Genomic DNA, 25,993 nt, shown 5'->3' with positions numbered 1-25,993 from the left:
GCAAACAACAATTAAGTAGCAACCTGATTTAAACAATCTAATTATCCTTGCTGGTACAGTTATCACAAGACCAAAGACTATAACTTACGCACAGATGTTTTGATCTGAATTGACAGATAAACTTGTACGATCGCGCTTCGTGGCGATCACATTATATAGAATTGGTGAGGAATTTTGGATAATAACACCGATAATCTCAACTCATTCCGGGCCTTGGCACTCCAAGTTACCTGCCATGCAGTCAACCAAGCAAGCGATCGCCACGAAGCGCGATCGCTTATGCAAAACTCCATCAATCGCCTAGCTCAACAAATTGCTGCCAGTATCGCTTTCATTGGCTTTGATTGTCGTTTAATTGTACTGCCAGAATATTTCCTCACTGGTTTCCCGATGGGAGATTCTCTCTTCGGTTGGGCAGAAAAAGCTGGTGTGGAGATGGCTGGTGCTGAGTATGAGGCACTTGGTAAAATTGCCCAAAAGCATAAAATCTTTTTGGCTGGTAACGCTTACGAAGTTGATCCCAACTTTCCCGGATTGTACTTCCAAACCTGCTTTATTCTTGACTCCTCTGGCTCAATCGTCTTGCGGTATCGGCGGCTGAATTCCTTGTTTGCTCCCACACCCCATGATGTTTGGGATAAGTATCTTGACTGCTATGGTTTAGAGGGAGTTTTCCCCGTAGCCAAAACGGAGATCGGTAATTTGGCAGCTTTAGCATCAGAAGAAATTTTATATCCAGAAGTGGCGCGGTGTCTGGCGATGCGAGGAGCGGAGATTTTTGTGCATCCCACCTCGGAAGTGTATAACAAAAACCTCGCCCCCAAAGACGCGGCAAAAATCACTCGCGCCGTCGAAAATATGGTATACGTAGTTTCAGCCAATACCGCAGGCATCGCTAATATTGCCATCCCCATTGCTTCGGCTGATGGTGGTTCTAAAATAATTGACTATCGCGGAATCGTTTTAGCAGAAACAGGCGCAGGCGAGAGCATGGCAGCATTTGCAGAGATTGATTTAGGAGCATTACGCCGCGATCGCCGCCGACCGGGGTTAAATAATTTACTTGCACGCCAGCGGTTTGAGCTATACGCCGAAAGTTACAGCCAGTCACACTTTTACCCCGCTAATACTATGCTGGAGGGAGAAGTAGACCGCAAACACTTCCTCCAAACGCAGCAAGCCACCATTGAGCGGTTAGCCAAACTGGGGATCATTTGAATTGGGCATTAGGCATTAGGCATGGTGACTAATGACTAATGACTAATAACTAATGACTAATAACTAATGACAAAACCAATAGAAGTCCGCAATCCCCGAACTGGCAAATTTGACTACGTAATTATCCCGCCGCCCCCAAGGCTGCTGGCACAGCAATGTAAGCGCACCCGTAGGGCGCAGGTTCGCTGGCAGCAGTTGGGTTTAGAGGGGAGAATTGAAGCCTTACAGCAGTGGAAAGAAGCGATATTATCTGGACGCGATCGCCTCACGGAAGCTTTAGTAAATGATACTGGAAGATTATCAACCTCAGTACTAGAAATAGATTCTTTCCTCTCTAGCATCGATCGCTGGTGTAAGTTAGCACCGGAGTTGCTGCAAGAATCTGCAAAAAATACAGCAATTCCGTTTATCGCCTTGCAACAAGCATCTGTTCCTTATCCCCTAGTTGGGGTAATTAGCCCGTGGAATTTTCCGCTGTTGCTGTCTACCATTGATACCATTCCGGCATTGCTGGCTGGTTGTGCCGTCATTGTCAAACCCAGTGAAATCGCTCCCCGCTTCGTAGCACCACTGACAACAGCACTCAACGCCGTTCCCAAATTGCGTGAGGTCTTAACTTTTGTTGAAGGAGCAGGCGCAACCGGATCTGTTTTGATTGAAAATGTAGATTTGGTATGTTTTACAGGCAGTGTGGCCACAGGGAGAAAAGTGGCAGAAGCGGCTGCTAAACAGTTTATTCCAGCTTTTTTGGAATTAGGAGGAAAAGATCCTGCGATCATTTTAGAATCAGCCAATTTAGAATTAGCAACCTCAGCAATATTGTGGGGTTCCGTCGTCAACACCGGACAGTCATGCCTATCAATTGAGCGAATTTATGTTGCTGAATCGATATTTGAAAAGTTTTACCATCAACTAGTAGCCAAAGCTTATCGCCTTCAGCTAGCCTACCCTACAGTCGAAAGTGGAGAAATTGGCCCGATTATCGCCGAAAGACAAGCAGCAATTATTAGCGACCATCTCCTAGATGCAGTTGAAAAGGGAGCAGTAATTCACTGCGGCGGTGTAATTGAAGACTTAGGTGGAGGTTGGTGGTGTCGTCCGACAGTTCTCACCCAAGTTAATCATTCCATGAAACTAATGACAGAAGAGACTTTTGGCCCAATTATGCCAGTGATGCCTTTTTCCACAGTAGAGGAAGCGGTGTCTTTGGCGAATGACTCAATTTATGGATTAAGTGCTGCTGTGTTTGCCTCAGAAGCAGAAGCCTTAGAAGTTGCCCACCAAATAGATGCGGGTGCTATTAGTATCAACGATGCTGCACTCACCGCACTCATGCACGAGGGAGAGAAAAACGCCTTTAAATTCTCTGGTTTGGGAGGGTCACGCATGGGTGCGGCAGCGTTGAAACGGTTCATGCGAAAAAAAGCTATTTTGATCAAAACTAACGCTACTAATGACCCTTGGTGGTTTGATAATGAAGCATAAATACTGTCAAAAAACAGGAAGTAAGTTTTTAGAAGTGGTGTAATGCATCGTCTGACAATGCGATTGTATCAACTGACAATGCGATTGCATCGACTGACAATGTTAATGCATCAACTTACAATGTTAATGCATCAACTTACAATGCGATTGCATCGGCTCACAATGGCATTGCATCGACTTACAATGTTAATGCATTGACTTACAATGCCAATGCTAACATTCAGCAGTTTTTGTAGGGTGAGCAGTGCTTAAAGGATGTTTAGAAAGTCTACAGTTGTATCGAGATCCTCCCTACCTTCCTTTTAAAGGGGGAATAACCTTCTCAAAGTCCTCTTTTTTAAAGACAGCCAGTCGCTCAGAGGGGTTTTTTCCATGAACAAGTGGCGTGGATTTAAAAGGATCTAAAGTTTTTGATACATCAGCCACCACTTTTAAAACATCCTCTAACCCGCTCAAACTGTTGTTTTTACCTTGTCTTGTGTGCCTTACCTACGATTGTTGAGAGGTGAATTGCAATGTCTAATATTCGAGAAGGAATGCCCGTACTTGCCCGTCATCAAGGAGATTGGGTAGGAACTTATACATTAATTGATACAACAGGAAAAATCCTCGATAAGAATGAGTCTCACTTAACTTGTCAATTTCCAGAAAATGGCCCTCATCCCTACTACCAAATCAATCGCTACAATTGGTCTGATGGTAAACGAGAAGAGTATGAATTTCCAGGAAGCTATAAAGATAATAAGCTCTGGTTTGACACCGATCGCATTCAAGGAAAAGCTTGGGAAGTAGATGATTCAGTTGTTATTTTGTGGTTTTCTTATAAGACAAACCCAGAAATGACCATATATGAAATGATCTACATTAGTCCTGACAATAACAATCGTGCCCGCACTTGGCATTGGTTTAAGAACAATCAAATCTTTCAACGCACCCTAATTCAAGAAGAACGGCTAAAATAGTAATTCATCCCCTCAGAGATAAGCACTCATTTCTTTATTCTCCAGTAGTTTTGTCGGGTGTGTTATGCCGCTCTTTTACGCACCATCTTAGATTTTCGGTGCATTAGGACTAATGTCCTAATGCACCCCACTAGATTAGTAAGGTACACGCATGGCAAAAGGTGACAAAATAAACTTTTCTACTCCTAGCGGTTTTCCAGAATTTCTGCCTAATGAAAAGCGTCTAGAATTATATTTACTAGATATTATCCGTAGAGTTTTTGAAAGCTATGGATTTACGCCCATCGAAACACCTGCTGTAGAACGTTTAGAAGTGCTGCAAGCTAAAGGGAATCAAGGCGACAATATCATTTATGGCATTGATCCCATTCTGCCACCAAATCGACAAGCTGAGAGAGATAAATCGGGTGAAACTGGTTCGGAAGCAAGAGCTTTAAAGTTTGATCAAACAGTTCCTTTAGCGGCTTATATTGCCCGTCATCTGAATGAGTTAACCTTTCCCTTTGCTCGCTATCAAATGGATGTAGTTTTTCGGGGAGAACGCGCGAAAGATGGGCGTTTTCGTCAGTTTCGTCAGTGTGATATTGATGTAGTCGCTCGGCGTGAACTCAGCTTGCTCTATGATGCTCAGATGCCTGCAATTATCACTGAGATATTTGAAGCAATTAATATTGGTGATTTTCTGATTCGCATCAATAATCGCAAAGTTCTTACAGGTTTCTTTAAGTCCGTGGGAATTGCTGAAAATCAAATTAAATCCTGTATTGGCATCATCGATACTCTAGAAAAAATTGGTGAACGTAAAGTAAAACAAGATTTAGAGAACCAGGGAGTTTCAGAAGAACAAACTCAAAAGATTATTGATTTTATTAAAATTGATGGTTCTATTGATGAAGTATTAGATAAGCTTAATCACCTCGCACAAAACCTGCAAGAAACCGAGCTATTAAGTCTGGGAATTAGCGAATTAGAAACAGTAATTGCAGGCGTGCGTCATCTCGGAGTTGCCGAAAATCGTTTCTGTATTGATTTATCCATTGCCCGTGGTCTTGATTACTATACTGGCACAGTTTACGAAACAACTTTATTAGGACATGAAGCATTAGGTAGTATTTGTTCTGGCGGGAGATATGAAGAATTAGTCGGGGTATTTTTGGGTGAAAAAATGCCTGGTGTAGGCATTTCTATCGGCTTAACTCGCTTAATTAGTCGTTTACTCAAAGCTGGTATTCTTGGTACTTTAGCTGCTACACCAGCCCAGGTAATGGTAGTGAATATGCAAGAAGATTTAATGCCAACTTATTTAAAAGTTTCGCAAAATCTGCGTCAGGCTGGAATTAATGTTATCACTAACTTTGATAAGCGTCCCTTGGGTAAACAATTTCAGCTAGCCGATAAACAAGGAATTCAATTTTGCGTAATTATTGGTTCTGAAGAAGCAGCAGCACAAAAGTCCTCGCTGAAAGATTTGAAAACAGGTCAGCAAGTAGAAGTGCTACTGGTAGATTTGGCTGAAGAAGTTAAAAGAAGGCTTAGCTAATAAACTTTTAACATCTCTTTTTCTCTCTGTGCCGCGCCAGTTGCTTCAAATCGGGGAACCGCAAGGGCGCATTGGCTTCTCTGCGTCTGTGCGGTTCAAAAGTTTTTTATTTAACCACAGAGGCACAGAGAACACAGAGTCACGAAGTTAAAAAGGAGTTTCTTGAGGATTAATATACGTAGCTTGCTTTTCACCTTTGGTGAGTATTATGAATTAGTCCGATCGCAATACACTTTACCAAAACTATGATCAGCATGAATCTCAATTACTAAATCAACTGCTGTTGCATTTTTTACCAACGGCTTGATGAATAATTCCGGGTGAAGCGATCGCCAAAAATAATTGACAAATTTCTCTATCTCTGCACTATTCATACCCGATTTAACCGCAGCAATCATCTGCTGTTCCGCCTGTTTGCGCCACTCCAAAGAATAGCGATAATCGGTGGGATATAGCACAATTAAGCTATCTAATCGCTCCCACAGTGGTAAATAATCGTGGAGGCGAAGATTAATATCACGGGCAAATGCTCTATCCTCATCTGTGATAATTGGCGGTGGTGCAGTATCAAATACATCTGGCTCAATTGGGCACACACCCACAAACCAACCTTCAAATAGTACAATATCTATATCTGTTACGATTTCTGGAGTCGTGCGATCGCCAGCGCCTCCATAGGCAGATTTATCAAAGCGGGGAACCATAACTGGACTTTGCAACTGACGGATTTGATCTAGTACATTTAAGCCTAAATCTACATCGTGGGTTCCTGGTGGGCCGCGCAAAATCAAGCGGGGATCTTGCTGTGTTAAAACCAAGCGATCGCTGTAAGTTTTATACAAGTCATCTAATGACAAACTCAGAGTCCGGTATCCCAACTGATTGAGAATCAACTTGAGAACATTGGATATTGTGGTTTTTCCAGTCCCTTGTCCTCCCAATATTCCCTGAATCAGGGGGCGTCCCAACTGTTGGCGCTGCGATGCGAGTTTGATCCCCAAAGGAAGCCACAAGTCCCATAATACCTGTAACATTTTATGGGGTTCTATCTGGAGGTTAGTTAGGCAGAATTGACTAAAGGCTGGGAAGACAGATTTTAGTAAATGCGATCGCTTTTCGATCACTTCATCGACATTTTCCGGCGTGATCCCAAAAGCTTTAGCCCTTAACGTATCTGCCAGCGCTGCTTCTGTTGCTTTGCGCTGCCAAGTTTCCCCTACTGCATCCGTTGCCAAAATTTCATCCACCCACAAATTCATAAATTCCGTATCTCACTACGATCCCAGCTTAAAGGCTTCGAGAAACAAGCTGTAGATGAAACCAATTTTGAGGAGATTCAGTGAGTCCACCAAGAGTGATCGCTTTTCCAAAAAGCTGCGACTATAAAATATCCTACTAGTAATTTCTGTCAGCAGTACTAAAAAAGCAGCTACCACAATGTCTAATACACCTTGTTGACCAGCTGTAGTGGAAACTGCGTTTCCCAGAAAAAAACCGAATAAAAAACTAATTATCAGCAACGATAGTCGCCGCCAAGGATTTAAAAACCATTGCCCCAAGCGTCTAGCAATGGCATCCAACAAGTTATTCAGACGAGTGTTTTGCATCAGATAGACTTCTGGGGAAAAGTCAAGATATCTTGAAATATCTTTATATTCAAAGAGGATATTGGTTTTAACCAAAGCTTGTTTGTTAATATTATAGATATGTGCTGGGCTTCCAGTATTGATTTAAATTTGCACATCCGATCATTTTTAGGGAAGTACATGTCCTTAAAAGGGTGGTTCTTATAACGCAACATGAAATATACATCTTAGATTTATCTAAGGTTTGGCAAAGGACGCTTTGTTGAGGCGGCTAGAGGTTTTAGGAAGCTTTGATTTTTTTATCCAAATGAATTGACTGGCTCGGTTTCTAATTTTCTTGTTTTTATCTAAGCCTACGTCAAGATACAAAATAGTAAGTGTTTATACTCATTATTTTTCATCAATGAAATAATTTACTCCGAATATTTTCTACTCAAAATGATACTTATAATACATTGGTATCCTTAATTTTAGGAAAGTCTATATTAGGCCACTTTTTATGATTGCCTTTCGTGATAATAGGCTACTATTTGGTCAAGCTTAGACAAAATATTTATTTCTAAAAATTATCAATATGAAATCTTCAGTGTATCGCAACGTCGGTGTTACAGCTTGTTGCTTGGGACTGCTTGTTACTCTAATGGGATGCTTTGGAGTGAGCGTATCCTTAGAGTCTACAAACCCAGATACATCTTCACAACTGCCAACTGAAACTACCCAGTTGGAAACAACTTCGTCTACACCCGTTTCACCTGAAAAAGGTATTTCCGCTAGCCTATCTACTCCAGGAGCAACCCTAACCAATCAAGTAGAACATAGCAGTAAAGAGAATACTCATCCTGTCTTGGCAGATCGTGAGAAATCAGCCAGCAAAGTCAAGGATCAAGGGACTTTGCGAATGAGCAATCAAACAAATCAGCCTGTGCGGCTAGCTCTACTGGCGCGACAGTCGGTAGCAAAAGGCTCTAGTACTAAACAGATTAACTATGATGTACCGGCACATTGGGATTTTGCTCCCCAAGAAGGTAGTGATAAGGGACTGATTCTATCCCTACCTCAGAATAATTTAAAGCTGGAGAAGGGAGATATTTTAGTTGCTTTTGCACAAGATGGCTCCCGTCGTTATTGGGGCCCCTATGTTGTTGGGGAAACTCAATTACCCAAGTGGAATTCCCAAAACAGAGAATGGCAACTAGTGCTGAGTCCATAATTGATATTCAGTAGTACTGAAGAAATAGTCCGGCAAGCGCGTAAATTCAGCTATCATCACCCAGACAAAGGATTTAGACAAGGGGCAAAATCCCCTTGTCTAAGCTAGGTAAACGCCATAGTGTACTAGTGTGTTGGAGAACTTTTTTTAGTGACTTGGAGCAACTGTCGTTACTGAACGGGAAAAAGTGTAGAGTACTGAGTAGAAGAAAATTGTTGAATTTAAAACTCCGAAGAACAAAAGATAGATAATCAACGACTATTGATTAGTGATTGTTGACTATTGACTAATGAGAATGAAATTGAGTGTTAAGCACACTGTTGATCAGTGGTTCAACAAAATAGCAAAGAATCCAGCCCTTGGTGTAACTGTGTCGATTTTGTGGTTGATATTGATTGGCTGGATAGCTTTTGGGTGGAATTTGGGCAACACTGGCTTGGTTGATGAGACAGAGCCGCTATTTGCCGAAGCTTCCCGCCAGATGTTCGTCACAGGTGATTGGATTACCCCATTTTTTAATGGTGACACTCGTTTCGATAAACCTGCTTTAGTTTACTGGTGTCAGGCGATCGCCTATGCAATTTTTGGGGTGAATGAGTGGGCAGTACGCCTTCCTTCAGCGATCGCAGCCTTAGGCTTAATTTGTTTAGCTTTTTATACCATCCAGTGGTATACGGCTAAACAAGACGAATTAGAGCAAGTTTCACGTCCTACTCGCCGCTATTTAACATCTTTTATGGTAGTAGCGCTCATGGCACTCAATCCCGAAACTATTATTTGGGCGAGGACGGGTGTCTCTGATATGCTGCTCACTGGATGTATGGCATCAGCTTTGTTATGTTTCTTTCTAGGGTACGCAGGAAAGCAAGGGAGCAGGGGAGCAGAATTAATAACCAATACAACTCTTGCAGAGGCTGCACCAACGGCTTCGGCTCCATCGAGCGTACCCCTACGGGGAAGCAAGCTACGCGTAGCGTCTCGTAGAGAAGACGAGATGCTCAGTACAAGTGCCCCATTGCCTAATAAGTGGTACTTAGCTTTTTATGTGCTGATTGCAGGTGCAATTTTGACTAAAGGCCCAGTGGGAATTGTTTTACCAGGGCTAATTGTTGCAGCCTTTTTGCTTTATGTGGGAAAGTTTCGAGAGGTGTTGCGAGAAATGCGCTTTCTCATGGGTATACTGATAATTTTAGGTTTATCAGTACCCTGGTATGCTTTAGTAATTTCGCGCAATGGCTGGAATTACATTAACTCCTTTTTTGGTTATCACAACCTGGATCGCTTTACAGAAGTAGTTAACGGTCACTCAGCACCTTGGTATTTTTACTTTTTAGTCGTGCTGCTGGGTTTTGCGCCCTACTCAGTGTATTTACCAGTCTCTATAGTAAGACTAAAGTTTTGGCAGCGATCGCACTGGCGATCCCTTGAACGTTTTCAGCAGTTTGGTTTATTTGCCTGGTTCTGGTTTGCTAGCGTCTTTGGCTTTTTCACCATTGCTGTTACCAAACTCCCTAGTTACGTCTTGCCTTTAATGCCAGCAGCGGCAATCCTGGTAACCCTGTTGTGGAGCGACCTTTTACCAAAAACGGATGATCTAAATGACACTGCTATACAAGGACACGGAGACACGGAGAGAGGATTTAATCATCTCCCAGCGTCTTCTTCTGTCCCCCCCTTACTCCTCTGGAGTGGTTGGGTGAATGTAGTGTTTTTATCATTTTTGGCAACAGCACTGTTTAACATCAGTCACATATTAGGTACTGATCCAGCTATAAGTAACTTCCACGAATTAATTCAACGATCTGGTTTACCACTAATAGCCGCCGTAATTTGGCTGGTTTGTGCTATTTTGGTTGCAGGTTTATTACTGAGTCGCCGTTGGAACTACATTAACAGTATTAATTTATTAGGGTTTGTGGCGTTTCTAATTTTTGTCTTAACGCCTACTTCGTTCTTTATTGATCGAGAACGTCAATTACCCTTAAGGGAGTTGTCTGCGGTCATTCTACAAGCAAAACAACCAGATGAAGAATTGATCATGCTTGGCTTCAAAAAGCCTAGTGTAGTCTTTTACAGCCACATTCATGTAAATTATTTAGGATTTCCCCAACAGGCTGTAGAGCATATTAAAAACCAGGCTGCCAAAGGACTAAAACCTCCCTCAGTGCTGCTGTTGGCTGAACAGAAAAAGTTTTTACAAATGGACTTACAGCCAGATGATTACAAGAGTTTATCAACCAAGGGTGCTTATAACTTGGTGAGAATTCCTTTTAAGAAAAAGAAAAATGAAAAAATGGATATATCATAATTGGGCATTGGGCATTGGTTATTAATTCTGCCCCTCTGCCTCTTCCCCATTCCCCATTAACACTTGTGATTGTAACCGTTGACAGCTAAAGCTCGATTGATTTGGTTTAAGAGGTCTTCCATTGATATTGATCGCGGTAATATTTGGGTAGCGATCGCACCTACAACAGTTTCTATAGATTCCAAACCACTCTTCTTCTGCTTGTCAATTTTCTCGTAAGCTACCCCAGGCTGGGAAATAGTTTCCGGGCGATTTAATCGCTGATTGAGTACCAAAATTGGTGGTAACTTGTCAGGCGAATCTCCCAATGTTTTTAGTGCTTTTAGCACGTCTTTGTGGATAGCAGATTCTCCTAAACAAATTAGCAGCAAGTCAACGCTTTGGTGGCGAATTTGTTGTAACACTTCTGCCCAACAGGGACTGATCGCTGCTTTAAAGCCTGCTGTTTGTAGATACTGAATTAAAGCTTGGAACCATTCAGACCCCCGTTTAGCAGTTTCACTACTAATTGAGCAATTTTTTTCAGTCTGATAACCCTTAACTTGCTTACGTCTTCCCTGTGGAAAATCACGCAGCATTGTCAAATCTACTACCAATATGTTGGCAGGGCAGCAAATACCAGAAGCAATTTGCAGTACTGATAGTAAGGCATCTGTTTTCTCGGTGCGACTGCTCTTGTCTTTAGGAAATGGTGTTAAGTAAGGAAATACAGATAACCCTGGTATTTTAGAAGCTATTAGTGTGGTTGCAACATCGCAAGTAACCAGTGGTATAGCCGCCAAACGTGGATGCCCAATTAGTTGTTGCAGATAAATTTGGGCAGTGGTACTTTCGACATCTAACAAAATTACATCAAACTGCCATACTCGCGCCAAGAGTTCTGCCTGATCTAGGTCATCTACTTCAATCACCCGGTGTTCTTGAAGTGAGGGGTGGGGATTGACCGATTCCAAATGGGGATTCACCAACCTGAGAATTCGCAGTGGAGTCTTAGTTGGGATAATTGCGCTATTGTCTAACCCTAGCTGCAAAACTGCTTGTGCAGCACATAATTTTTCTAGAACTGGTGCTAATACCTGATGCTCTACTGGCAAACTTAAGAAACCATCGGCTCGGTTAGCAAATGCTTGCTCCTTTTCGGCTGCCGTCGCTGTCACAATTACAGATATATGACGGGTTGCGCTGTCAGATTTCAGTAAAGTTAGCACATCCCAGCCTGATAGCAGGGGTAGTAACGGATTCAAAAATATCGCTATTGGTTGCAAGCGCCGAGCTTTTTCGACTGCTTCTGTCCCTGATCGCGCAATCACTACCCGATATCCTAAACCTTTGAGTTTTTCGGTCAAGTCTTCAATATATCGGGCTACTGCCTCGACTACCAACACCAACCGTTGCGAACTAGGAAGATGATGCTGTGTGGGCGTACTGATACGCTGACGATCTGCCACAGGGTTTTCCCGTGTCTTTTGGTGTTGCATCTGTTCGTCTTCCCTGATTCCCACATCTGGGTCAGAAAAGCCTGTTTTCGGGGGACTAGGCGGCAGAAGTAGTGTAAACTGGCTACCTTTACCTTCACGAGATAAGAAGCTGACATCTCCTCCGTGGAGGCGAGCCAGGGCCCGAGTTAATACCAGCCCCAAACCAGTGCCTTCAAATTGGCGGGTGAGGGGATTTTCTAGTTGTTGAAATTTTTGAAAGATTAAGTGTTGCTGGTGTTCAGGAATGCCAATGCCTGTGTCCCAAATTGTAAAAGCAATCCATCCTTCCCAACGACTCACCCGCAGCCCAATTTCACCAGATATTTCGGTGAACTTAAAGGCGTTGGAAAGTAGGTGTACTAGCATCTGGCGCAAGCGCAATTCATCTGCCACTATCTGATCTAAGCCTAGTTCAATGGATAGGCTGAATTGGGAAGCAGATGAACGGACATTTTGTTGAGTTTGGGACGTAGCTTTGCTAGGTTGGGTGTGGATGGCTTTGGCTTCTGATAGGGCGCGATCGCACACAGCCTGAATTTTTACTGGGGTCAGTGTCAGATCCATTTGTCCCGTTTCCATGCGGGTCAAATCTAAAATGTCATTAACCACACTCATTAAGTGGCGTCCGCTTTGATGAATCAGTCCCGCATAACGGGCTTGACGCTCGTTAAGTTCTCCCAACTGCTGATCTACAAGCAACCGTGATAATCCCAGAACGGCAGTTAGGGGAGTTTTGAGTTCATGACTAATACAAGCTAAAAACTCATCTTTTAACCGATTTAGTTGAATTAAATCAGCATTCTTTGCTGCCAGTTCTTTGCAAAGCTGTTGTTGCTCAGTGACATCAGTAGCTAAAACCAACCACAAATCATTGCTGGATGCAACCTCTGAATCTGGACTCATGACTTTAAACTCAGGACTATCTAATGGAATTTTGGCAAACTGCCAGATTCGCTCCTGACCATTTTGCACTTCGACAACGCAGGTGCAAGTACCCACCTGACTATCCAAATAGCAGCGACTGTATACAGCATCTGGTGATGCTTCTTGCTGGGTCGGTTCCTCTGCAACACCATGCTCATTCTCCCTACCATTGGGATGAACCGTGATTGCTCGTTGAGTGACATATTCGGGTTTTTCGGAGGGCTTCGAGACAAGTATTGCCTCCACCTGTTGCCTAACTCCTTCTGGATCTTTCAAGACTCCTAATTGCTGCCACCAAGCCGGATTTCGTGCTACCACATCGCCAGTACCCTTTTGCAACATTAAAGGCCAGGGCAGTCTTTCCAGTAACTGTACCAGTGGCTGGTGTCCCAATGATTTGGGTTCATTTGGTGTCTGCACACTAGCATCATACTCATGGCGATGCTCACCAGACGACCTGTGGATGCCTGAGCCTAGTGACCCAGCTATGCGTTCCTTAGCCAACAATCGCAACAGACGTGAACTATCCAGCAGCCCCAAATATTGACCATCAGAGTCAATCAATGCCCAATCTAAGTTCTGGTGTTTTTCGGTTTGTTGATAACCCAAGCGCAAGCTCAATTGCTCTACAGGCTCAGAACCTAATATTGTCTGTATTGGCTCAATTAGAGCTTGACCCCAGGTAGAGAGTGATTGGTGTAAATTTAGATTTTTATCGTCACTATGCGCTAATAATATTTGGATTAAACGGGCAGAATACAGCAATCCTATGGGGCTTTGCTGTTGATTCACTACTACCAAGCGATCGCACTGTTCTTGCTCAAAAATCTCCAGCACCACTGCCAAAGAACTTGTTTGGGGGCAGCTAGGTACGGTTGCCTGAAAGTCATAAAGCGGGTAATCTAGCATTAACATAGGGCTTTGGGGGTTCTTCTTCCTGTTGAAACCTCCGGCATCTCCATCTGCAAACTGTTGATGGTCTTTTCGCCTGAAGCCATATCCTCTAAGAAGACTCATATAAGCAACTCTGGTTATTTCAACGCCATTAAAACAACGGGATTTCCCCTCACGGACACTTACATGCAAACGAGTGCATTTTTCTCAGAGGCGACTTTTCCTTTTGCCGCTTCTTATTTCTAGCAACTAGCCTCCCCAGTGTCTTACTGGTATTTAAACTCCTCATCGATAGCGACGGCTACAACAATTATGGCCCCAAAGGTTCGCTTTAGAACCTTGAGGAATTATAATGATTTAGAATGCGACAATTCTTTAAGTTCGTTTAAGTATCTTATCAAGGAGCAAAATAAAAAAAATTATCTATTTATTTATATACATAGATGAGATACAAATAATAAATTAGCTACTCTGTCTTGTTATGCCGACAGATACCTGATCATCAGACAACTACTAAGTCCTACTACTCAGCTGCTGCACTATGTTATTTAATGGCTAGCACTATTTTTTAACATAGAGCGTTATTTTTTTTGGATCGAATCACCAGTTTACTCTACGCCCAGTATTACCATAGAAGCGTTAGCCAAACTTATCAGCCCACGTTTCTTGGTCAGGGCGATTAAGGAGATGTATTCAAGAATATAATGTTATTACCGATATTGATTCTGCAACCTGATGTTAATAAATGTTTAAATAATCCAGTTGACTTAGACAACCAAAAAAGTTTGAGCAGGTGGGTGTGGAAATTTATTGACGAGATTATTGCCAAATTTTATTACCTACCTATTGTTGCAACTACCTCTGGAAAAATCAACTATTTACCAAATTGGCTGCAACCAAATCCAAATAAGGCATACGTTGACAAGTACGTCTATGTATTTGCCAGCCACACCCAAAAAAGCCAACAGCATTTTCAGGAGATGACTCCAACAGAACGGCAAGGATTATTAAGACAGCTTAAGTTAGATTACAGCCTAATTATTATAAATTATTTTACCACAGACAAAACACTTAAGGAAAAAATTGATAAATTTATCAATACTATATTTTATGCTAATATTCCTGTGCCCCAAATGATCGAAATTCACATGGAGGTAATTGAAGAATTTTCTCACCAGCTAAAATTAGAAGGAAGGAGTAATGAAACGTTACTTGATTACCGCCTGACGTTGATAGAGATCCTGGCTCACCTGTGCGAAGTCTATAGGAGTTCGATTTCTAAATAAATTAAATTTATTGATGTTTAACTTGGAACAAGCCACTACTGTTAGTTAGTCCCAATGCGCGAACGCATCTTATCTTTCTATTATAATTACTAGGCATTTAGTATATGAATAAAGCCAACAAAAACTACGTTCTCAAGCTTTATGTAGCAGGTAACACCCCTAATTCAGCTCGGGCATTAAAAACACTCAAAGATATTTTAGAACAGGAGTTTGAAGGCGTTTATGCTTTAAAAGTGATCGATGTACTGAAAAGCCCACAACTGGCGGAAGAAGATAAAATATTGGCGACGCCGACATTATCTAAAATTTTGCCTTCACCCGTTCGCAAAATTATCGGGGATCTTTCAGATAGAGAAAGAGTGTTGATTGGATTAGATTTGCTCTATGAAGAACTGAGTGAAGAAGATTTTGAAGAGTAAAATAATTAATGATGCAATAGAGCATTTATAAAGTAAATTTTAACTGTGTAAGGTAGGGTATGTTAGAGCGTAGCGCAACGCACCATTTATCTCATTGCCTTCCGGTAAAATAATTTACTTTCGCTATCTTGAGTCAGATTCTGCCGTAACACACCCTACTTAATATGAAAGTTTATAAATAGTGTAAAAAAAAATTGAATCTTAAATTTAGTAATAAAAAACCAGTTTTTAATCCCCTTTTGTTATCAAGCAATGAGTGAAAACGAGCAACTAAAACCAAAGCAACCACCGAGAATTAGGGGTATAGAAAAAATTCGCACGATGATCGAAGGGTTTGACGATATTACTCATGGTGGTTTACCAATTGGTAGAACTACCTTAATTAGCGGCACATCCGGCACAGGCAAAACTTTATTCTCTCTTCAGTTTCTCTATAACGGTATCACCTACTTTGATGAAGCAGGAGTATTTGTTACCTTTGAAGAATCACCCAGTGATATTATTAAAAATGCCCATATTTTTGGTTGGAACTTGCCACGCTTAATCGAAGAAGGCAAGTTGTTTATTCTTGATGCATCTCCTGATCCAGAAGGTCAAGATATCGTTGGTAATTTTGACCTTTCTGCACTAATTGAGCGCTTGCAATATGCCATCCGCAAATACAAAGCTAAACGAGTTTCAATCGATTCAATAACAGCGGTATTTCAGCAGTATGAAGCGATGGGAGTAGTGCGACGCGAGATTTTTCGCCTGGTAGCACGTCTCAAACTACTAAGTGTCACCACTGTAATTACCACTGAACGTAGTGAAGAATATGGTCTTGTTGCCTCTTTTGGTGTGGAAGAATTTGTTTCCGATAATGTAGCAATTGTTCGCAACGCTTTAGAAGGAGAACGCCGCCGTCGCACAATTGAAATTCTCAAGTTGCGCGGCACAACTCATATGAAAGGCGAATATCCTTTCACGATTACTAATGAAGGAGTTAACATCTTCCCACTGGGAGCAATGCGTTTAACTCAACGGTCTTCTAATGTCAGGGTATCTTCTGGTGTCAAAACCTTAGATGAAATGTGCGGTGGTGGTTTCTTTAAAGATTCAATTATTTTGGCAACAGGAGCCACAGGTACTGGCAAAACCCTCTTAGTCAGTAAGTTTATTCAAGATGGCTGCCTCAATGGAGAACAGGTAATATTATTTGCTTATGAAGAATCACGCGCCCAACTATCTCGCAATGCTTCCTCTTGGGGGATTGATTTTGAAGAATTAGAGGATCAAGGTTTACTCAAAATAATCTGTACTTATCCTGAATCAACTGGTTTAGAAGACCACTTACAAATTATTAAATCCGAAATTGCTGTCTTCAAACCAGCTCGCATCGCCATTGATTCTTTATCAGCACTAGCTAGAGGAGTGAGCAATAATGCATTTCGGCAGTTTGTGATTGGTGTGACGGGTTATGCTAAACAAGAAGAAATTACTGGTTTCTTTACCAACACAACTGACCAATTTATGGGAGCGCATTCGATTACTGACTCTCATATCTCCACGATTACCGACACAATTATCATGTTACAGTACGTAGAAATTCGCGGAGAAATGTCGCGGGCAATTAACGTGTTCAAGATGAGAGGGTCTTGGCATGATAAGGGCATTCGTGAGTATAATATCACTGCTGATGGTCCCGATATTAAAGATTCTTTCCGGAACTACGAACGGATTATCAGCGGTGCTCCTACTCGCGTTAGTATCGATGAAAAGGCGGAACTTTCTCGCATTGTTAGACGTTTTGAAGACAAACAGAGTTCCGAACCCTGAATTTAGTATCGTAGTATATTCTTTCCTAAATTTAGTATCGTGCTATATTCTGTGGTGAAGAAAGGTTTTCTGCCGCTAGATTGATTTTCGTGTGAGGGATGCGGTGAAAGGACAGCAATTATTTTATAGCTTCTTGCCTGGTGTGACGGCAGCGGTCTTAACAACTCAGCCTGTTTGGGCTGGTACTGCGAAACTAACTGAGGTACATCTGGTGTCTTCTTTTGGTGTTTTGACTTCTACTTATGGTCAAGACTCGGTTGTGGACACCATTAATACCCAACTGCCTAACGGTGCAGATGTTAGTACTCCAACCCAAGTACCTGCTTTTGGTTTCACTCAACTTAGCATGAAGCCTTTAAGTAATAACAGTATTCCAGTGTTCACGGTTGGAAATACTGTTATACCAATAAAACAACTACTAAAGAAAGATGAAGGTAGATTTTTCAGTTTGACACCTACCTCTAATCCTTCTCAACAGCCTGATGTCAGTCGTTCTGCTCCAAATAATCAAAAACAGAGTAATTTAAGCGCTTATGGGCAGGAATCAAAGAGAATAGTAGTTCCCAACTACACTTCAAAATCCCCTTCTGTCCAAAAAGAAATTTTGTCCCTGTCTTCTGTCCAGCAGCCAGTGGTTCAAAAGATAAATACTGTTACTCAGTTGCAGACATTTTTGCAAGCTTCAGCCACAGGTGTAGGAGCAGCAAAACTGCTGTCAGCGCAGAGGTGTCCACAGGAGTTGGGAAAAAGTAAGACTGATTCGTTGGCTAATTTGTTCCTGGACTCAAGCACCTGCTTACAAAAAAGTGCTATTGGCCGCGTGGCTCAGAGTAATACTCCGGTTCCGACAGATTCGACGCTAACTCCTACTGTGCCAGAAACCGTAACTCCTGTACCAGGGGGTTCAGTGCTACCTCCCATTGTGCCGACAACTGTAATTCCTGCACCAGGGGGTTCAGTGCTACCTCCAACTGTGCCGAGAAGCGTAACTCCTGTGCCATCAGGACCGGTGCAAATTCCCGATAACCTGATTCCTAGCTCAAATCCTCTGCAATTTCCCACCAAACCAGAGGAAGTGACATTTCAGGGAAATCAGCCGATTACTTTGGCACAGGCTCTGGAGCTAGCACGGCGGAATAATCGGGATCTACAGGTATCCCAATTGGAGCTAGAACGAAATAAAGCGGCTCTACGCGAGGCGCAAGCTGCTTTATTGCCCACTCTGGGAATTAGCACTGATATTACTCGTAGTCAGTCTGCTAGTAATCAGCTCGCGTCGAAACTCCAAGAACAACAGACGGGTATATCATCCCCAGATAAACCCAGTACAGGTTTCAACGGTCAAGCACAACTGTCATATAACCTTTATAGTTCTGGGAGAGTGCAAGCACAAATCAGAGCGGCTGAAGAACAGGTACGTTTCTATGAGTTGGCTGTAGAAACTCAGTTTGAGACAATCCGTTTGAATGTTGCCACTGACTACTACAATCTGCAACAAGCGGATGAACAAGTACGGATTGCCCAGTCGGCTGTGCAGAACTCCCAAGCTAGTTTGCGTGATGCGGAAGCTTTAGAGCGAGCTGGGGTTGGTACACGCTTTGATGTGCTACGCTCTCAGGTGAATTTAGCAAATGCCCAACAAGATTTGACTAATGCTAGATCCCAGCAGGCAATTGCCCGTCGTCAATTAGCAACTCGGATAAGTTTGCCGCAGGCGATAAATATCAGTGCAGCCGATCCTGTACAGTTAGCTGGTCTTTGGAACCCAACGTTAGAACAAAGTATTGTGCTGGCTTATCAAAATCGTCCGGAACTGCAACAGCAGCTAGCACAACGCAATACTAGTGAACAACAGCGCAGGCAGGCCCTTGCAGAACTGGGTCCTCAAGTTAGTTTGGTCGCCAGCTACAACGTGTTAGATCAGTTCAATGATAATGTCAGTGTTACTGATGGTTATTCATTGGGAGTTCAGGCAACCCTAAATTTGTATGATGGAGGAGCAGCAAGAGCAAGGGCAGATCAGCAAAAAGCTAATATTGCGATCGCAGAAACTCAATTTGCTGAACAACGTAACCAAATTCGCTTTCAGGTAGAACAAGCCTATTCTACCCAGCAATCTAGTTTGGAAAATGTTCAAACCGCTAATACCGCTTTAGAACAAGCTAGAGAAGCTCTACGTTTAGCGCGTTTGCGATTCCAAGCTGGTGTAGGTACTCAAACTGATGTGATTAACTCTGAAAACGACCTCACACAAGCTGAAGGTAATCGAGTCAGAGCAATTTTGGATTACAACCGCGCTTTAGCTCAGTTACAACGGTCTGTTACCCTCAGAGCACTACGCTAATTAGCCGAAACTCAACCGTCAATACTTTTGACTGCTATTGTGTTTTGTAATGCACTTTGCACCTGCCCTCAAGGCATCACAAAGTCCAGTAGTGTTTCTGATAAAAAGCTCCACAAGCTTCATTTTATCAGTAAACACATTGATAAAATGAGGCTTTTTAGTAATAAAAGCAGTAGGGTAAATTTTTATTTTTTAGAACTCCTTTAACGATCGCTTGTGGATGATAATTCAATACAGTTTAGTTAAGAATTTCCTCCTTCTCTTTGCGACAGCAGGGCGGTTGGGGGGATCTAAGACTTTGAAAACACGCCCTACACCTACGCTGAAACCTTTAGCAATAAGCATGAGTTAATGAGATTTTTTCTAATCTATTGAGAATAGACTATTATTGATATGATGCGGTCGCCCTGCGATGGTTTTGGGTTGACAAAAGGATTAGTTTGCGATCGCCTACCCACCCAAACTAGGCAATCGCAGGAGAGTTTAGTTGCAAGAAAGTTACTCGAAAAGCAAATTTTATTCTGGTTCTCAACACGTTGTCAAAAACGCCACTATTTATAAAAAGTCTCAAATCAAGACTTTTATCAACAGGGCTATTGGATTAGTCAAAATTGGACTAACATAACTGAGTGTTCGTAGTTTACCGCCGTAGGCATCGCTCGCCTTGTCAAAGACTCATGACTAAAGTAACATCTCAAGAAATTGCACAGTTTCGCTCTCAATTGGCAGATGATCCCAGCGATATGGAAGCGCTGGATTTGATTGAAGACTGTGATGGAGATTTAGAAGATGCGGCAATGACGCTAGCTATCCGAGCCGGACAACAACCAGAAAGAGCAAATTCCGAGTGGTTAGATGCCTTGGCTAGAAAATGGCGTGTGGTCATTTGCGAACAAGAATATCGAGAAGATTTGCTTAATACTTCACTTCAAAAAATGATGGAATATCTAAAAGCAACGCCAACATTTCCTAAGATTTTGGCAACGCCAGTTTTGATTTATGTCCTCAAGCAAGGCGTGAACAATTTTTGTGAGCCACTAGATTCGCTAAAGTGATCAACCCATGTATATTTAAGTTGTATTATAACGGTTTGCAGTTGAGTTCAATACACACCTAACCCCCAAACCTAACCCTTGTAGCGTTGGGGAGTAAGAATTAAAGCCTCTCCAAACTCCTGTAGAGACGCGATTAATCGCGTCTCTACTCCTACCTAATACAAGATTGATTCCACTAGGACTGATACGCTGTTAATTAAGGCAAAACTTCTATTAGACAAATTGTAAAATCAATGAATTACCTAGTTGCCGTATTACCAGACCGCATTCAAGCCGAAGCTGCTTACTTAGCTTTAGAAGAAGAAGGCATAAACAGTACTATCCTGGGAAAGGGATATAAAACGGCTGACGAATTTGGCTTAATTGACCCCAAAGACCAAGCCAAAAAGCAAGCACAACTGATGGCAACCTGGCTGATACCATTTGGTTTTTTTGCAGGTTTTACATTCAGCCTGATCACTGGTTTAGATACTTTTGCCTGGGCGGGTGAAGTTGGCAATCACATTATTGGTGGATTGCTGGGTGCTGCTAGTGGTGCTATGGGTGGTGTTTTAGTGGGTGGCGGAGTCGGTTTACTGGTGGGTAGTGGTGATGCATTACCTTATCGCAACCGCTTAGATGCAGGTAAATACTTAGTTGCCGTTCAAGGTTCTGAAACTCTCACTCGGCAAGCAACCCGAATATTACGTCAGTTTGATCCAGAAAATATCCAAGGTTATGCTGACACAAGTAGCGTGTAATAAATCATAGTTTACACATTACGACACAGCGACTTGAGTTGCTTCCCTGTTATTGGTAGATGATCTTTCCCAGTTGGGTTGGGGTGTCTGGCTAATGATTCATATGCCGATTCTACTTTAATTGGCGATTTGGGTTTTATTGACAAACCCGATCAAACAGGAACTGGAGAAATGGGTTATGAAGGGCTATCAGCTTATCGCCAGCAGGGATTTGCTTTTGAAGCAGCAGAAGCACTGGTCGATTTTGCCTTTACTCGGCGAGAACTTAAGAGAATTATCGCTCATTCTCCAGACAATCATCTGCCTTGATTCGCATTCTGAAAAAATTAGGAATGTAACAAATTGGTAGAGATGAAAACCTGCCCAAATGGGAATTAAAGTTAGAATCAAGACAGTTATAGCAGATTAATTCTCAATTCATAACTCATAAATTTTAAGAATGTTGCCACGAGAAGAACTTTTAAAAGGTGTTGAAAATCGAGATAGTGTAGCTCGTGTAATTGATCAAGCCCAGCAAGCCATCAAAACTTGGGAAGTGGTTTTGACAGATTTTCTATCTCCCCCAGAATTGGTGGAAATTCAACGGGTGTTTAACCGATTAACAGAAGTGCAATTAGTTGTGTGGGGTGGATATCCGCAAGCTGAACGCCAAAGAATTGCGATCGCTCGTTCGGAACTTCCCTTAGATCAATCTCAAGTCAGCCTTGTCGTCGTGGAAATTGCTGGTAATTTCCTGTTTGATACCGCCTCTCACCGCGACTTTTTAGGCGCAATGTTGGGAACGGGAATTGTTCGGGAAAAAACGGGAGACATTATAGTTTTGGGAGAACGGGGAGCGCAGGCGATTGTCGCACCAGAGTTGGTAGAATTTTTGTCAATGAGTCTTAAACAGGTGCGATCGGTTCCTGTGAAAACTCAACAGATTGAGGTAACTGAATTAAAGGTTCGGGAACCAAAGAAAAAAGAATTAACTACTGTGGAGGCTTCTTTGCGATTAGATGCGATCGCATCTGCTGGTTTTGGCATGTCCCGCAGCAAAATGGTTGATTTCATTGATGCTGGTGATGTCCGCGTCAATTGGAAGGAAGTTACCCAAGCTAGTTCTCAACTTAAATCTGGCGACTTAATCGCTATTCGCTCTAAAGGGCGTTTAGAAGTTGGAGAAATTACCGTTACAAAAAAAGACCGCTACCGAGTTCAATTAACAAGATATATCTAATAAGTGAGGAATAAGGAGTAAGTAGTTAAAAGTGAGGAGTTTTAAATTGACCACTTTATTTAACTCTTAGCCCCTAACTATATACTTAGGCTTTAAAGTGTTTTGCTAACATATTCAGCAGAAGTTTGCGCGGTACGAGCCGAGATAATTTGCTTCTAAGTTGAGTGTTAGTGTCAGAACTAATAACGGTTGGATACCCTTTTTCCAAAGCCTCTAAAGATTCCCGAACCACTTTTTCGGAAGAATACACTTTATCTGTGCTACTTGCCAGCGCTGGAGGAAAATTAGCTTCTGCAAAAAAGTTTGTTTCTATTGGCCCTGGACAAGTGACTAAAATACGAACACCATATTGACGATTTTCTGCCCATAGTGCTTCACTAAAGCTGAGAATAAAAGCTTTACTGGCAGCATAAACAGAAAGGTATGGTATTGGTTGAAAAGCAGTAATAGAGGATACGTTAATAATACTTCCAGAACGACGTTGCCGCATCAAGGGGAGAAATTTATGTGTTAAATCTACCAATGCCAAAATGTTTAATTGTACGATTTTGACTTGTCTTTCTCCATCCCCTTCAGCAAAGTCGCCATAGTAACCAAAACCAGCATTGTTGATTAATAAGTCAATAGTTAATCCTTTTAGTTTAGTGGCATCAAATACAGCAGATGCTGCATTAGGTTCTGTAAGGTCTTTGACTATAACATCTACTTGAATTTTGTATTGTTCTTGTAATTGTTTCGCTAATTGGCTTAGTTTCTCTTCGGAACGAGCAACGAGTACAAGATTTGTCTTGCGTGCAGCTAGTTCCTGGGCAAAAGCTTTACCAATACCACTAGAGGCACCAGTAATCAAAGCAGTTGGCATTATACATATTAAGATAGTTTTCAGGCACCTTATAAATCTTAGCTATGCTGGCTATAAGTTTTAACTACCCAAAGTGATATATCCAAAAGGGTAAAAGCAGCAGCTAATACTGAAATCTGAGTGGAGGAAGTCTCCACTCAAAACTTTTCCTTCTCTAAGACTTGACTTTTGGAAGCTATATGAATTCTCTAACTACACCAATATGGGAGATTATTAAGTTTTTTTCATCTATATATTGAATAGAGGAATCGATTTTTTATGGTAGTTCTTTGTCCATACACGACCATTCAAATACAAATTTAAAGTCCAAGTGCTTGAGATTAGCAAACATGTTCTTCCATTGGCTTCGTCGGATTCGATTTACCCACCTTGATTGTAATTCTATCGAGTAGGCTTTCTGTTGATAAGCAAAGAAATCAAATGGTTTTTTATCTGAATTTTTGTGATCCACTAAATGAATGAAATGAAACATAGATTTTCAATCTTACCAATCTCAAAAAATGGTTTATATAAATTTTTAGTAAATCAGCCTGGACATAGAATCATTCTTGTTGTAAAGGTTTTTTTAAGCATAATTGTCACTAATTCGCTTCTTTTTTCTCAATTATGATGTCCCAAATAATTATTTTTATAATGACAATTAAAAATGAATTTAAATTGTTAATTACCATTTTTCATACCAATAGATAATTTCTGAAGCTGAACTATTAATAGCAACGCCGTAGCTATCTCCATGATTCCACTTGAAGCCAGGTCTACCTTTGTTATCTGCATTTAATACCAGTATTTCATAAGTAGCTGGAAAAGATTCCGTATGAGAGTCACTGGTGTAGAAGAAAGTTGTCGGCACACCGTTAAGCTGGTTTATGTGATCATTTGTGTTACCACCCCTATATTTGTGCTTTGCACTATTTCTGTATTGTGAAAGTAATTTTTCTATCTTGTTTGGTGGCTGTTTCAGCCTAATTTGAAAAAAACTACTTCCTTGCAAAAATTCGGGAGAGTAAGCAATGTGAACGCCTTTGGCATCAGTGGGAATCTCATTAGGAAAATGTTTTACTTGGTCATTATTAGACCATAGTTGATTACGAATTTCTTTGTAGCGTGATGTATCAGTTATTATTTTAGGTTCGCTAGTACTGCTAAAGTTTCTTCTCATAAAAAAGCTTCCCCCGACAATACTAAGACTAGCAAGGGCCAAGAGAAATTGCGATCGCTTCATCGAGTTGGGTGCGTCTAACTTTCATAGTCATATACCCAAGTAATAAACTAAATTCGTACTATTGCGGATATAGCATCAGAGATATTAACAGAAACTTTGTGTATCCAGCAGGAATTCAGGGTAATTGTAAAATTACTGTGAAGTTGGTCAATGATTACTTAGTCAAAAACCGTAGGTTATTTTCATTGAGGCTAGTACTACCCTTATGGCTAACAAAATCAATTCCACAGCCATCCATTTTTTTTCAATTCTTCCTGATGTAGGAATAACCAAGGCGGATATATAAATAGTAGATGCACCTTAATTAAATCATAGCCCCTAGCTTTTAGCTGAGGGCTTTTTTTATTGTTGATATTTTTTATTTTGTGAAAACAATAAATTTTTATACAATTTAAATATTCCCGGATATAGCAATTAATAAAGCGGATTAATAAATGGTAGATGCACCTTAATAAATTACAGCCCTCAGCTTTTTAGTTGAAGGCTTTTTTATTGCTGATATTTTTCATTGCGTGAAAAAAATAAATTTGTACATAATTTAAATATTCCCGGATATATCAATCATTAAAGCGAATTAATAAATGGTAGATGCACCCTAATAAATTACAGCCCTCAGCTTTTAGTTGAAGGCTTTTTTTATTTAAATATAGATGGCAGTAAACTGGGAGCTAACCATACTGCATAACCAAGAAATCCAAACAGCAAGGTAATTAAGACAGTAATGCCGTAGCTGATGCAAATTAATAAACCGTCAGATTCGATGGTGGCAACAGTCAAAAGTAAAATACCCACAGTGGGGATGGGATTTGTAAACGGAATTGGTAATATTAATAATACTGTTAACAAAGAGATACAAAACCCATTAATTTGCCAAATAAAAGGATTATAGGCTATTTTTGCCAATCGGGGACGGGCGATTTTCTGCAAGACTTTGGTAAGACGTCCCAAATTTTGCAAAAGTAACTGGGCAAAGGGACGAGGAAATTTGTAGTTAGCGATTCTTTTCGGTAGCCAAGGCGATCGCCTCCCTAAAATCATTTGCACTGACAACAGTAAACAAGCACCACCAAAAGGGCCAGTTAATCCCGGTGGCATAGGAAATAAAAAGGGCAAAACTAATAATGTAATTACCAGGCTGAACCCTCGTTCTGAGGTTTCTGCCAGAACATCACCTAGAGTCAGCGGTTGTTCAGCTAGGCGTTATAACAGGGACTTTATATCTTGAGAAAATCTCAAATGCATTTGGCGTGAGTTGATGCGAGTTACCACATTTTTAGCAGAGGTAGATAGGGCAGAATAACTCCTAACTTATGATTTCTGGAGGTACTAAAACGTATCCGCTCAGAAAACCGGGGCAGGGAGAAAAAAGTAAGTAAGTGCGTCGTAGAATATGAAACATGACGCAACAATCATCACCAGATCAAGA

General features: G+C 41.4%; 22 protein-coding genes. 15 read left to right on the top strand and 7 right to left on the bottom strand.

The annotated features are described in order from the left end of the window. Positions 1-174 precede the first annotated feature (174 nt). Together V7K21_RS14865 and V7K21_RS14860 are read left to right on the top strand one after the other, a co-directional pair. A complete protein-coding gene (locus V7K21_RS14865; RefSeq protein ID WP_335175444.1) occupies positions 175-1,218 on the top strand; it encodes a nitrilase-related carbon-nitrogen hydrolase in 1,044 nt (347 codons plus the stop codon). Positions 1,219-1,284: 66 nt separating this feature from the next. Beyond that, the gene (locus V7K21_RS14860) at positions 1,285-2,703 is read left to right on the top strand and encodes an aldehyde dehydrogenase family protein (protein ID WP_335175442.1); all 1,419 of its coding nucleotides are present in this window, start codon (positions 1,285-1,287) and stop codon (positions 2,701-2,703) included. Positions 2,704-2,994: 291 nt separating this feature from the next. Here V7K21_RS14860 and V7K21_RS14855 read toward each other — a convergent pair whose 3' ends face one another. Next, positions 2,995-3,159, bottom strand: coding sequence for a hypothetical protein (locus V7K21_RS14855; RefSeq protein WP_335175440.1), 165 nt, complete (start codon positions 3,157-3,159; stop codon positions 2,995-2,997). Between the two features lie 59 nt (positions 3,160-3,218). Here V7K21_RS14855 and V7K21_RS14850 point away from each other — a divergent pair, with 59 nt between their 5' ends. Beyond that, entirely contained in the window at positions 3,219-3,665 is a 447-nt protein-coding gene (locus V7K21_RS14850) for a DUF3598 family protein (RefSeq protein ID WP_334962795.1), read from the top strand. Between the two features lie 151 nt (positions 3,666-3,816). After that, positions 3,817-5,205 (top strand): histidine--tRNA ligase, encoded by a 1,389-nt coding sequence (gene hisS / locus V7K21_RS14845; protein ID WP_335175438.1) that lies wholly within the window; start codon positions 3,817-3,819, stop codon positions 5,203-5,205. Positions 5,206-5,411: 206 nt separating this feature from the next. Here hisS and V7K21_RS14840 read toward each other — a convergent pair whose 3' ends face one another. Continuing rightward, positions 5,412-6,464 (bottom strand): glycerate kinase, encoded by a 1,053-nt coding sequence (locus V7K21_RS14840; RefSeq protein ID WP_335175436.1) that lies wholly within the window; start codon positions 6,462-6,464, stop codon positions 5,412-5,414. Positions 6,465-6,479: 15 nt separating this feature from the next. Beyond that, positions 6,480-6,812 carry a DUF565 domain-containing protein gene (locus tag V7K21_RS14835; RefSeq protein ID WP_335175434.1) on the bottom strand — a complete coding sequence of 111 codons (333 nt, stop codon included), beginning with the start codon at positions 6,810-6,812 and terminating at the stop codon, positions 6,480-6,482. A gap of 553 nt (positions 6,813-7,365) precedes the next feature. Here V7K21_RS14835 and V7K21_RS14830 point away from each other — a divergent pair. Together V7K21_RS14830 and V7K21_RS14825 are read left to right on the top strand one after the other, a co-directional pair. Beyond that, positions 7,366-8,001 carry a hypothetical protein gene (locus V7K21_RS14830; RefSeq protein WP_335175432.1) on the top strand — a complete coding sequence of 212 codons (636 nt, stop codon included), beginning with the start codon at positions 7,366-7,368 and terminating at the stop codon, positions 7,999-8,001. Between the two features lie 289 nt (positions 8,002-8,290). After that, positions 8,291-10,309, top strand: a complete 2,019-nt coding sequence (locus V7K21_RS14825) for an ArnT family glycosyltransferase (RefSeq protein ID WP_335175430.1) — start codon at positions 8,291-8,293, stop codon at positions 10,307-10,309. Positions 10,310-10,365: 56 nt separating this feature from the next. Here the strand turns inward: V7K21_RS14825 and V7K21_RS14820 are convergent, their stop codons facing one another. Beyond that, on the bottom strand, positions 10,366-13,626 hold the full coding sequence (locus tag V7K21_RS14820) for an ATP-binding protein (RefSeq protein ID WP_335175503.1): 3,261 nt from the start codon (positions 13,624-13,626) through the stop codon (positions 10,366-10,368). 683 nt (positions 13,627-14,309) lie between these two features. On the opposite strand from V7K21_RS14820, the gene V7K21_RS14815 reads away from it, so the two are divergent. The 9 genes from V7K21_RS14815 to V7K21_RS14775 all read left to right on the top strand — a co-directional run bounded on the left by V7K21_RS14815 (position 14,310) and on the right by V7K21_RS14775 (position 22,483). Next, on the top strand, positions 14,310-14,891 hold the full coding sequence (locus V7K21_RS14815; protein ID WP_335175428.1) for a KaiA family protein: 582 nt from the start codon (positions 14,310-14,312) through the stop codon (positions 14,889-14,891). Positions 14,892-14,995: 104 nt separating this feature from the next. Continuing rightward, positions 14,996-15,310 carry a circadian clock protein KaiB gene (gene kaiB, locus V7K21_RS14810; protein WP_335175426.1) on the top strand — a complete coding sequence of 105 codons (315 nt, stop codon included), beginning with the start codon at positions 14,996-14,998 and terminating at the stop codon, positions 15,308-15,310. Positions 15,311-15,562: 252 nt separating this feature from the next. After that, positions 15,563-17,125: a circadian clock protein KaiC gene (kaiC, locus tag V7K21_RS14805; RefSeq protein ID WP_335175424.1), complete on the top strand. Its 1,563-nt coding sequence runs from the start codon at positions 15,563-15,565 to the stop codon at positions 17,123-17,125. A 103-nt stretch (positions 17,126-17,228) separates the two neighbouring features. Then, positions 17,229-19,469 (top strand): TolC family protein, encoded by a 2,241-nt coding sequence (locus tag V7K21_RS14800; RefSeq protein WP_335175422.1) that lies wholly within the window; start codon positions 17,229-17,231, stop codon positions 19,467-19,469. A gap of 393 nt (positions 19,470-19,862) precedes the next feature. Then, the gene (locus V7K21_RS14795; protein WP_335175420.1) at positions 19,863-20,030 is read left to right on the top strand and encodes a hypothetical protein; all 168 of its coding nucleotides are present in this window, start codon (positions 19,863-19,865) and stop codon (positions 20,028-20,030) included. 116 nt (positions 20,031-20,146) lie between these two features. Then, positions 20,147-20,524 (top strand): hypothetical protein, encoded by a 378-nt coding sequence (locus V7K21_RS14790; RefSeq protein ID WP_335175418.1) that lies wholly within the window; start codon positions 20,147-20,149, stop codon positions 20,522-20,524. A gap of 233 nt (positions 20,525-20,757) precedes the next feature. After that, positions 20,758-21,264, top strand: a complete 507-nt coding sequence (locus V7K21_RS14785; protein WP_273763224.1) for a hypothetical protein — start codon at positions 20,758-20,760, stop codon at positions 21,262-21,264. 78 nt (positions 21,265-21,342) lie between these two features. Beyond that, positions 21,343-21,573: a GNAT family N-acetyltransferase gene (locus V7K21_RS14780; protein ID WP_335175416.1), complete on the top strand. Its 231-nt coding sequence runs from the start codon at positions 21,343-21,345 to the stop codon at positions 21,571-21,573. Positions 21,574-21,703: 130 nt separating this feature from the next. After that, a complete protein-coding gene (locus tag V7K21_RS14775) occupies positions 21,704-22,483 on the top strand; it encodes a photosystem II S4 domain protein (RefSeq protein ID WP_335175414.1) in 780 nt (259 codons plus the stop codon). Between the two features lie 85 nt (positions 22,484-22,568). Here the strand turns inward: V7K21_RS14775 and V7K21_RS14770 are convergent, their stop codons facing one another. From V7K21_RS14770 to V7K21_RS14760, 3 genes are all read right to left on the bottom strand, one after another. After that, on the bottom strand, positions 22,569-23,345 hold the full coding sequence (locus tag V7K21_RS14770; RefSeq protein WP_335175412.1) for an SDR family NAD(P)-dependent oxidoreductase: 777 nt from the start codon (positions 23,343-23,345) through the stop codon (positions 22,569-22,571). Positions 23,346-24,009: 664 nt separating this feature from the next. Further along, positions 24,010-24,567: a hypothetical protein gene (locus V7K21_RS14765; protein WP_335175410.1), complete on the bottom strand. Its 558-nt coding sequence runs from the start codon at positions 24,565-24,567 to the stop codon at positions 24,010-24,012. A 636-nt stretch (positions 24,568-25,203) separates the two neighbouring features. After that, positions 25,204-25,749 (bottom strand): exopolysaccharide biosynthesis protein, encoded by a 546-nt coding sequence (locus V7K21_RS14760; protein WP_335175501.1) that lies wholly within the window; start codon positions 25,747-25,749, stop codon positions 25,204-25,206. Positions 25,750-25,993 lie beyond the last annotated feature (244 nt).

The sequence above is a fragment of the Nostoc sp. genome (assembly GCF_036919595.1).
Classification (GTDB): Bacteria; Cyanobacteriota; Cyanobacteriia; order Cyanobacteriales; family Nostocaceae; genus Nostoc.
Note: the sequence above shows the minus strand (reverse complement) of the source record. Positions and strands in the feature narration are given on the sequence as shown.

Coding starts and splice junctions, on each gene's coding strand:
- V7K21_RS14860 (WP_335175442.1), top strand. CDS start 1,285: ATGACAAAACCAATAGAAGTCCGCAATCCCCGAACTGGCAAATTTGAC.
- V7K21_RS14850 (WP_334962795.1), top strand. CDS start 3,219: ATGTCTAATATTCGAGAAGGAATGCCCGTACTTGCCCGTCATCAAGGA.
- hisS (WP_335175438.1), top strand. CDS start 3,817: ATGGCAAAAGGTGACAAAATAAACTTTTCTACTCCTAGCGGTTTTCCA.
- V7K21_RS14840 (WP_335175436.1), bottom strand. CDS start 6,464: ATGAATTTGTGGGTGGATGAAATTTTGGCAACGGATGCAGTAGGGGAA.
- V7K21_RS14835 (WP_335175434.1), bottom strand. CDS start 6,812: ATGCAAAACACTCGTCTGAATAACTTGTTGGATGCCATTGCTAGACGC.
- V7K21_RS14830 (WP_335175432.1), top strand. CDS start 7,366: ATGAAATCTTCAGTGTATCGCAACGTCGGTGTTACAGCTTGTTGCTTG.
- V7K21_RS14825 (WP_335175430.1), top strand. CDS start 8,291: ATGAGAATGAAATTGAGTGTTAAGCACACTGTTGATCAGTGGTTCAAC.
- V7K21_RS14820 (WP_335175503.1), bottom strand. CDS start 13,626: ATGTTAATGCTAGATTACCCGCTTTATGACTTTCAGGCAACCGTACCT.
- V7K21_RS14815 (WP_335175428.1), top strand. CDS start 14,310: ATGTTATTACCGATATTGATTCTGCAACCTGATGTTAATAAATGTTTA.
- kaiB (WP_335175426.1), top strand. CDS start 14,996: ATGAATAAAGCCAACAAAAACTACGTTCTCAAGCTTTATGTAGCAGGT.
- kaiC (WP_335175424.1), top strand. CDS start 15,563: ATGAGTGAAAACGAGCAACTAAAACCAAAGCAACCACCGAGAATTAGG.
- V7K21_RS14795 (WP_335175420.1), top strand. CDS start 19,863: ATGATGCGGTCGCCCTGCGATGGTTTTGGGTTGACAAAAGGATTAGTT.
- V7K21_RS14790 (WP_335175418.1), top strand. CDS start 20,147: ATGACTAAAGTAACATCTCAAGAAATTGCACAGTTTCGCTCTCAATTG.
- V7K21_RS14785 (WP_273763224.1), top strand. CDS start 20,758: ATGAATTACCTAGTTGCCGTATTACCAGACCGCATTCAAGCCGAAGCT.
- V7K21_RS14775 (WP_335175414.1), top strand. CDS start 21,704: ATGTTGCCACGAGAAGAACTTTTAAAAGGTGTTGAAAATCGAGATAGT.
- V7K21_RS14770 (WP_335175412.1), bottom strand. CDS start 23,345: ATGCCAACTGCTTTGATTACTGGTGCCTCTAGTGGTATTGGTAAAGCT.
- V7K21_RS14765 (WP_335175410.1), bottom strand. CDS start 24,567: ATGAAGCGATCGCAATTTCTCTTGGCCCTTGCTAGTCTTAGTATTGTC.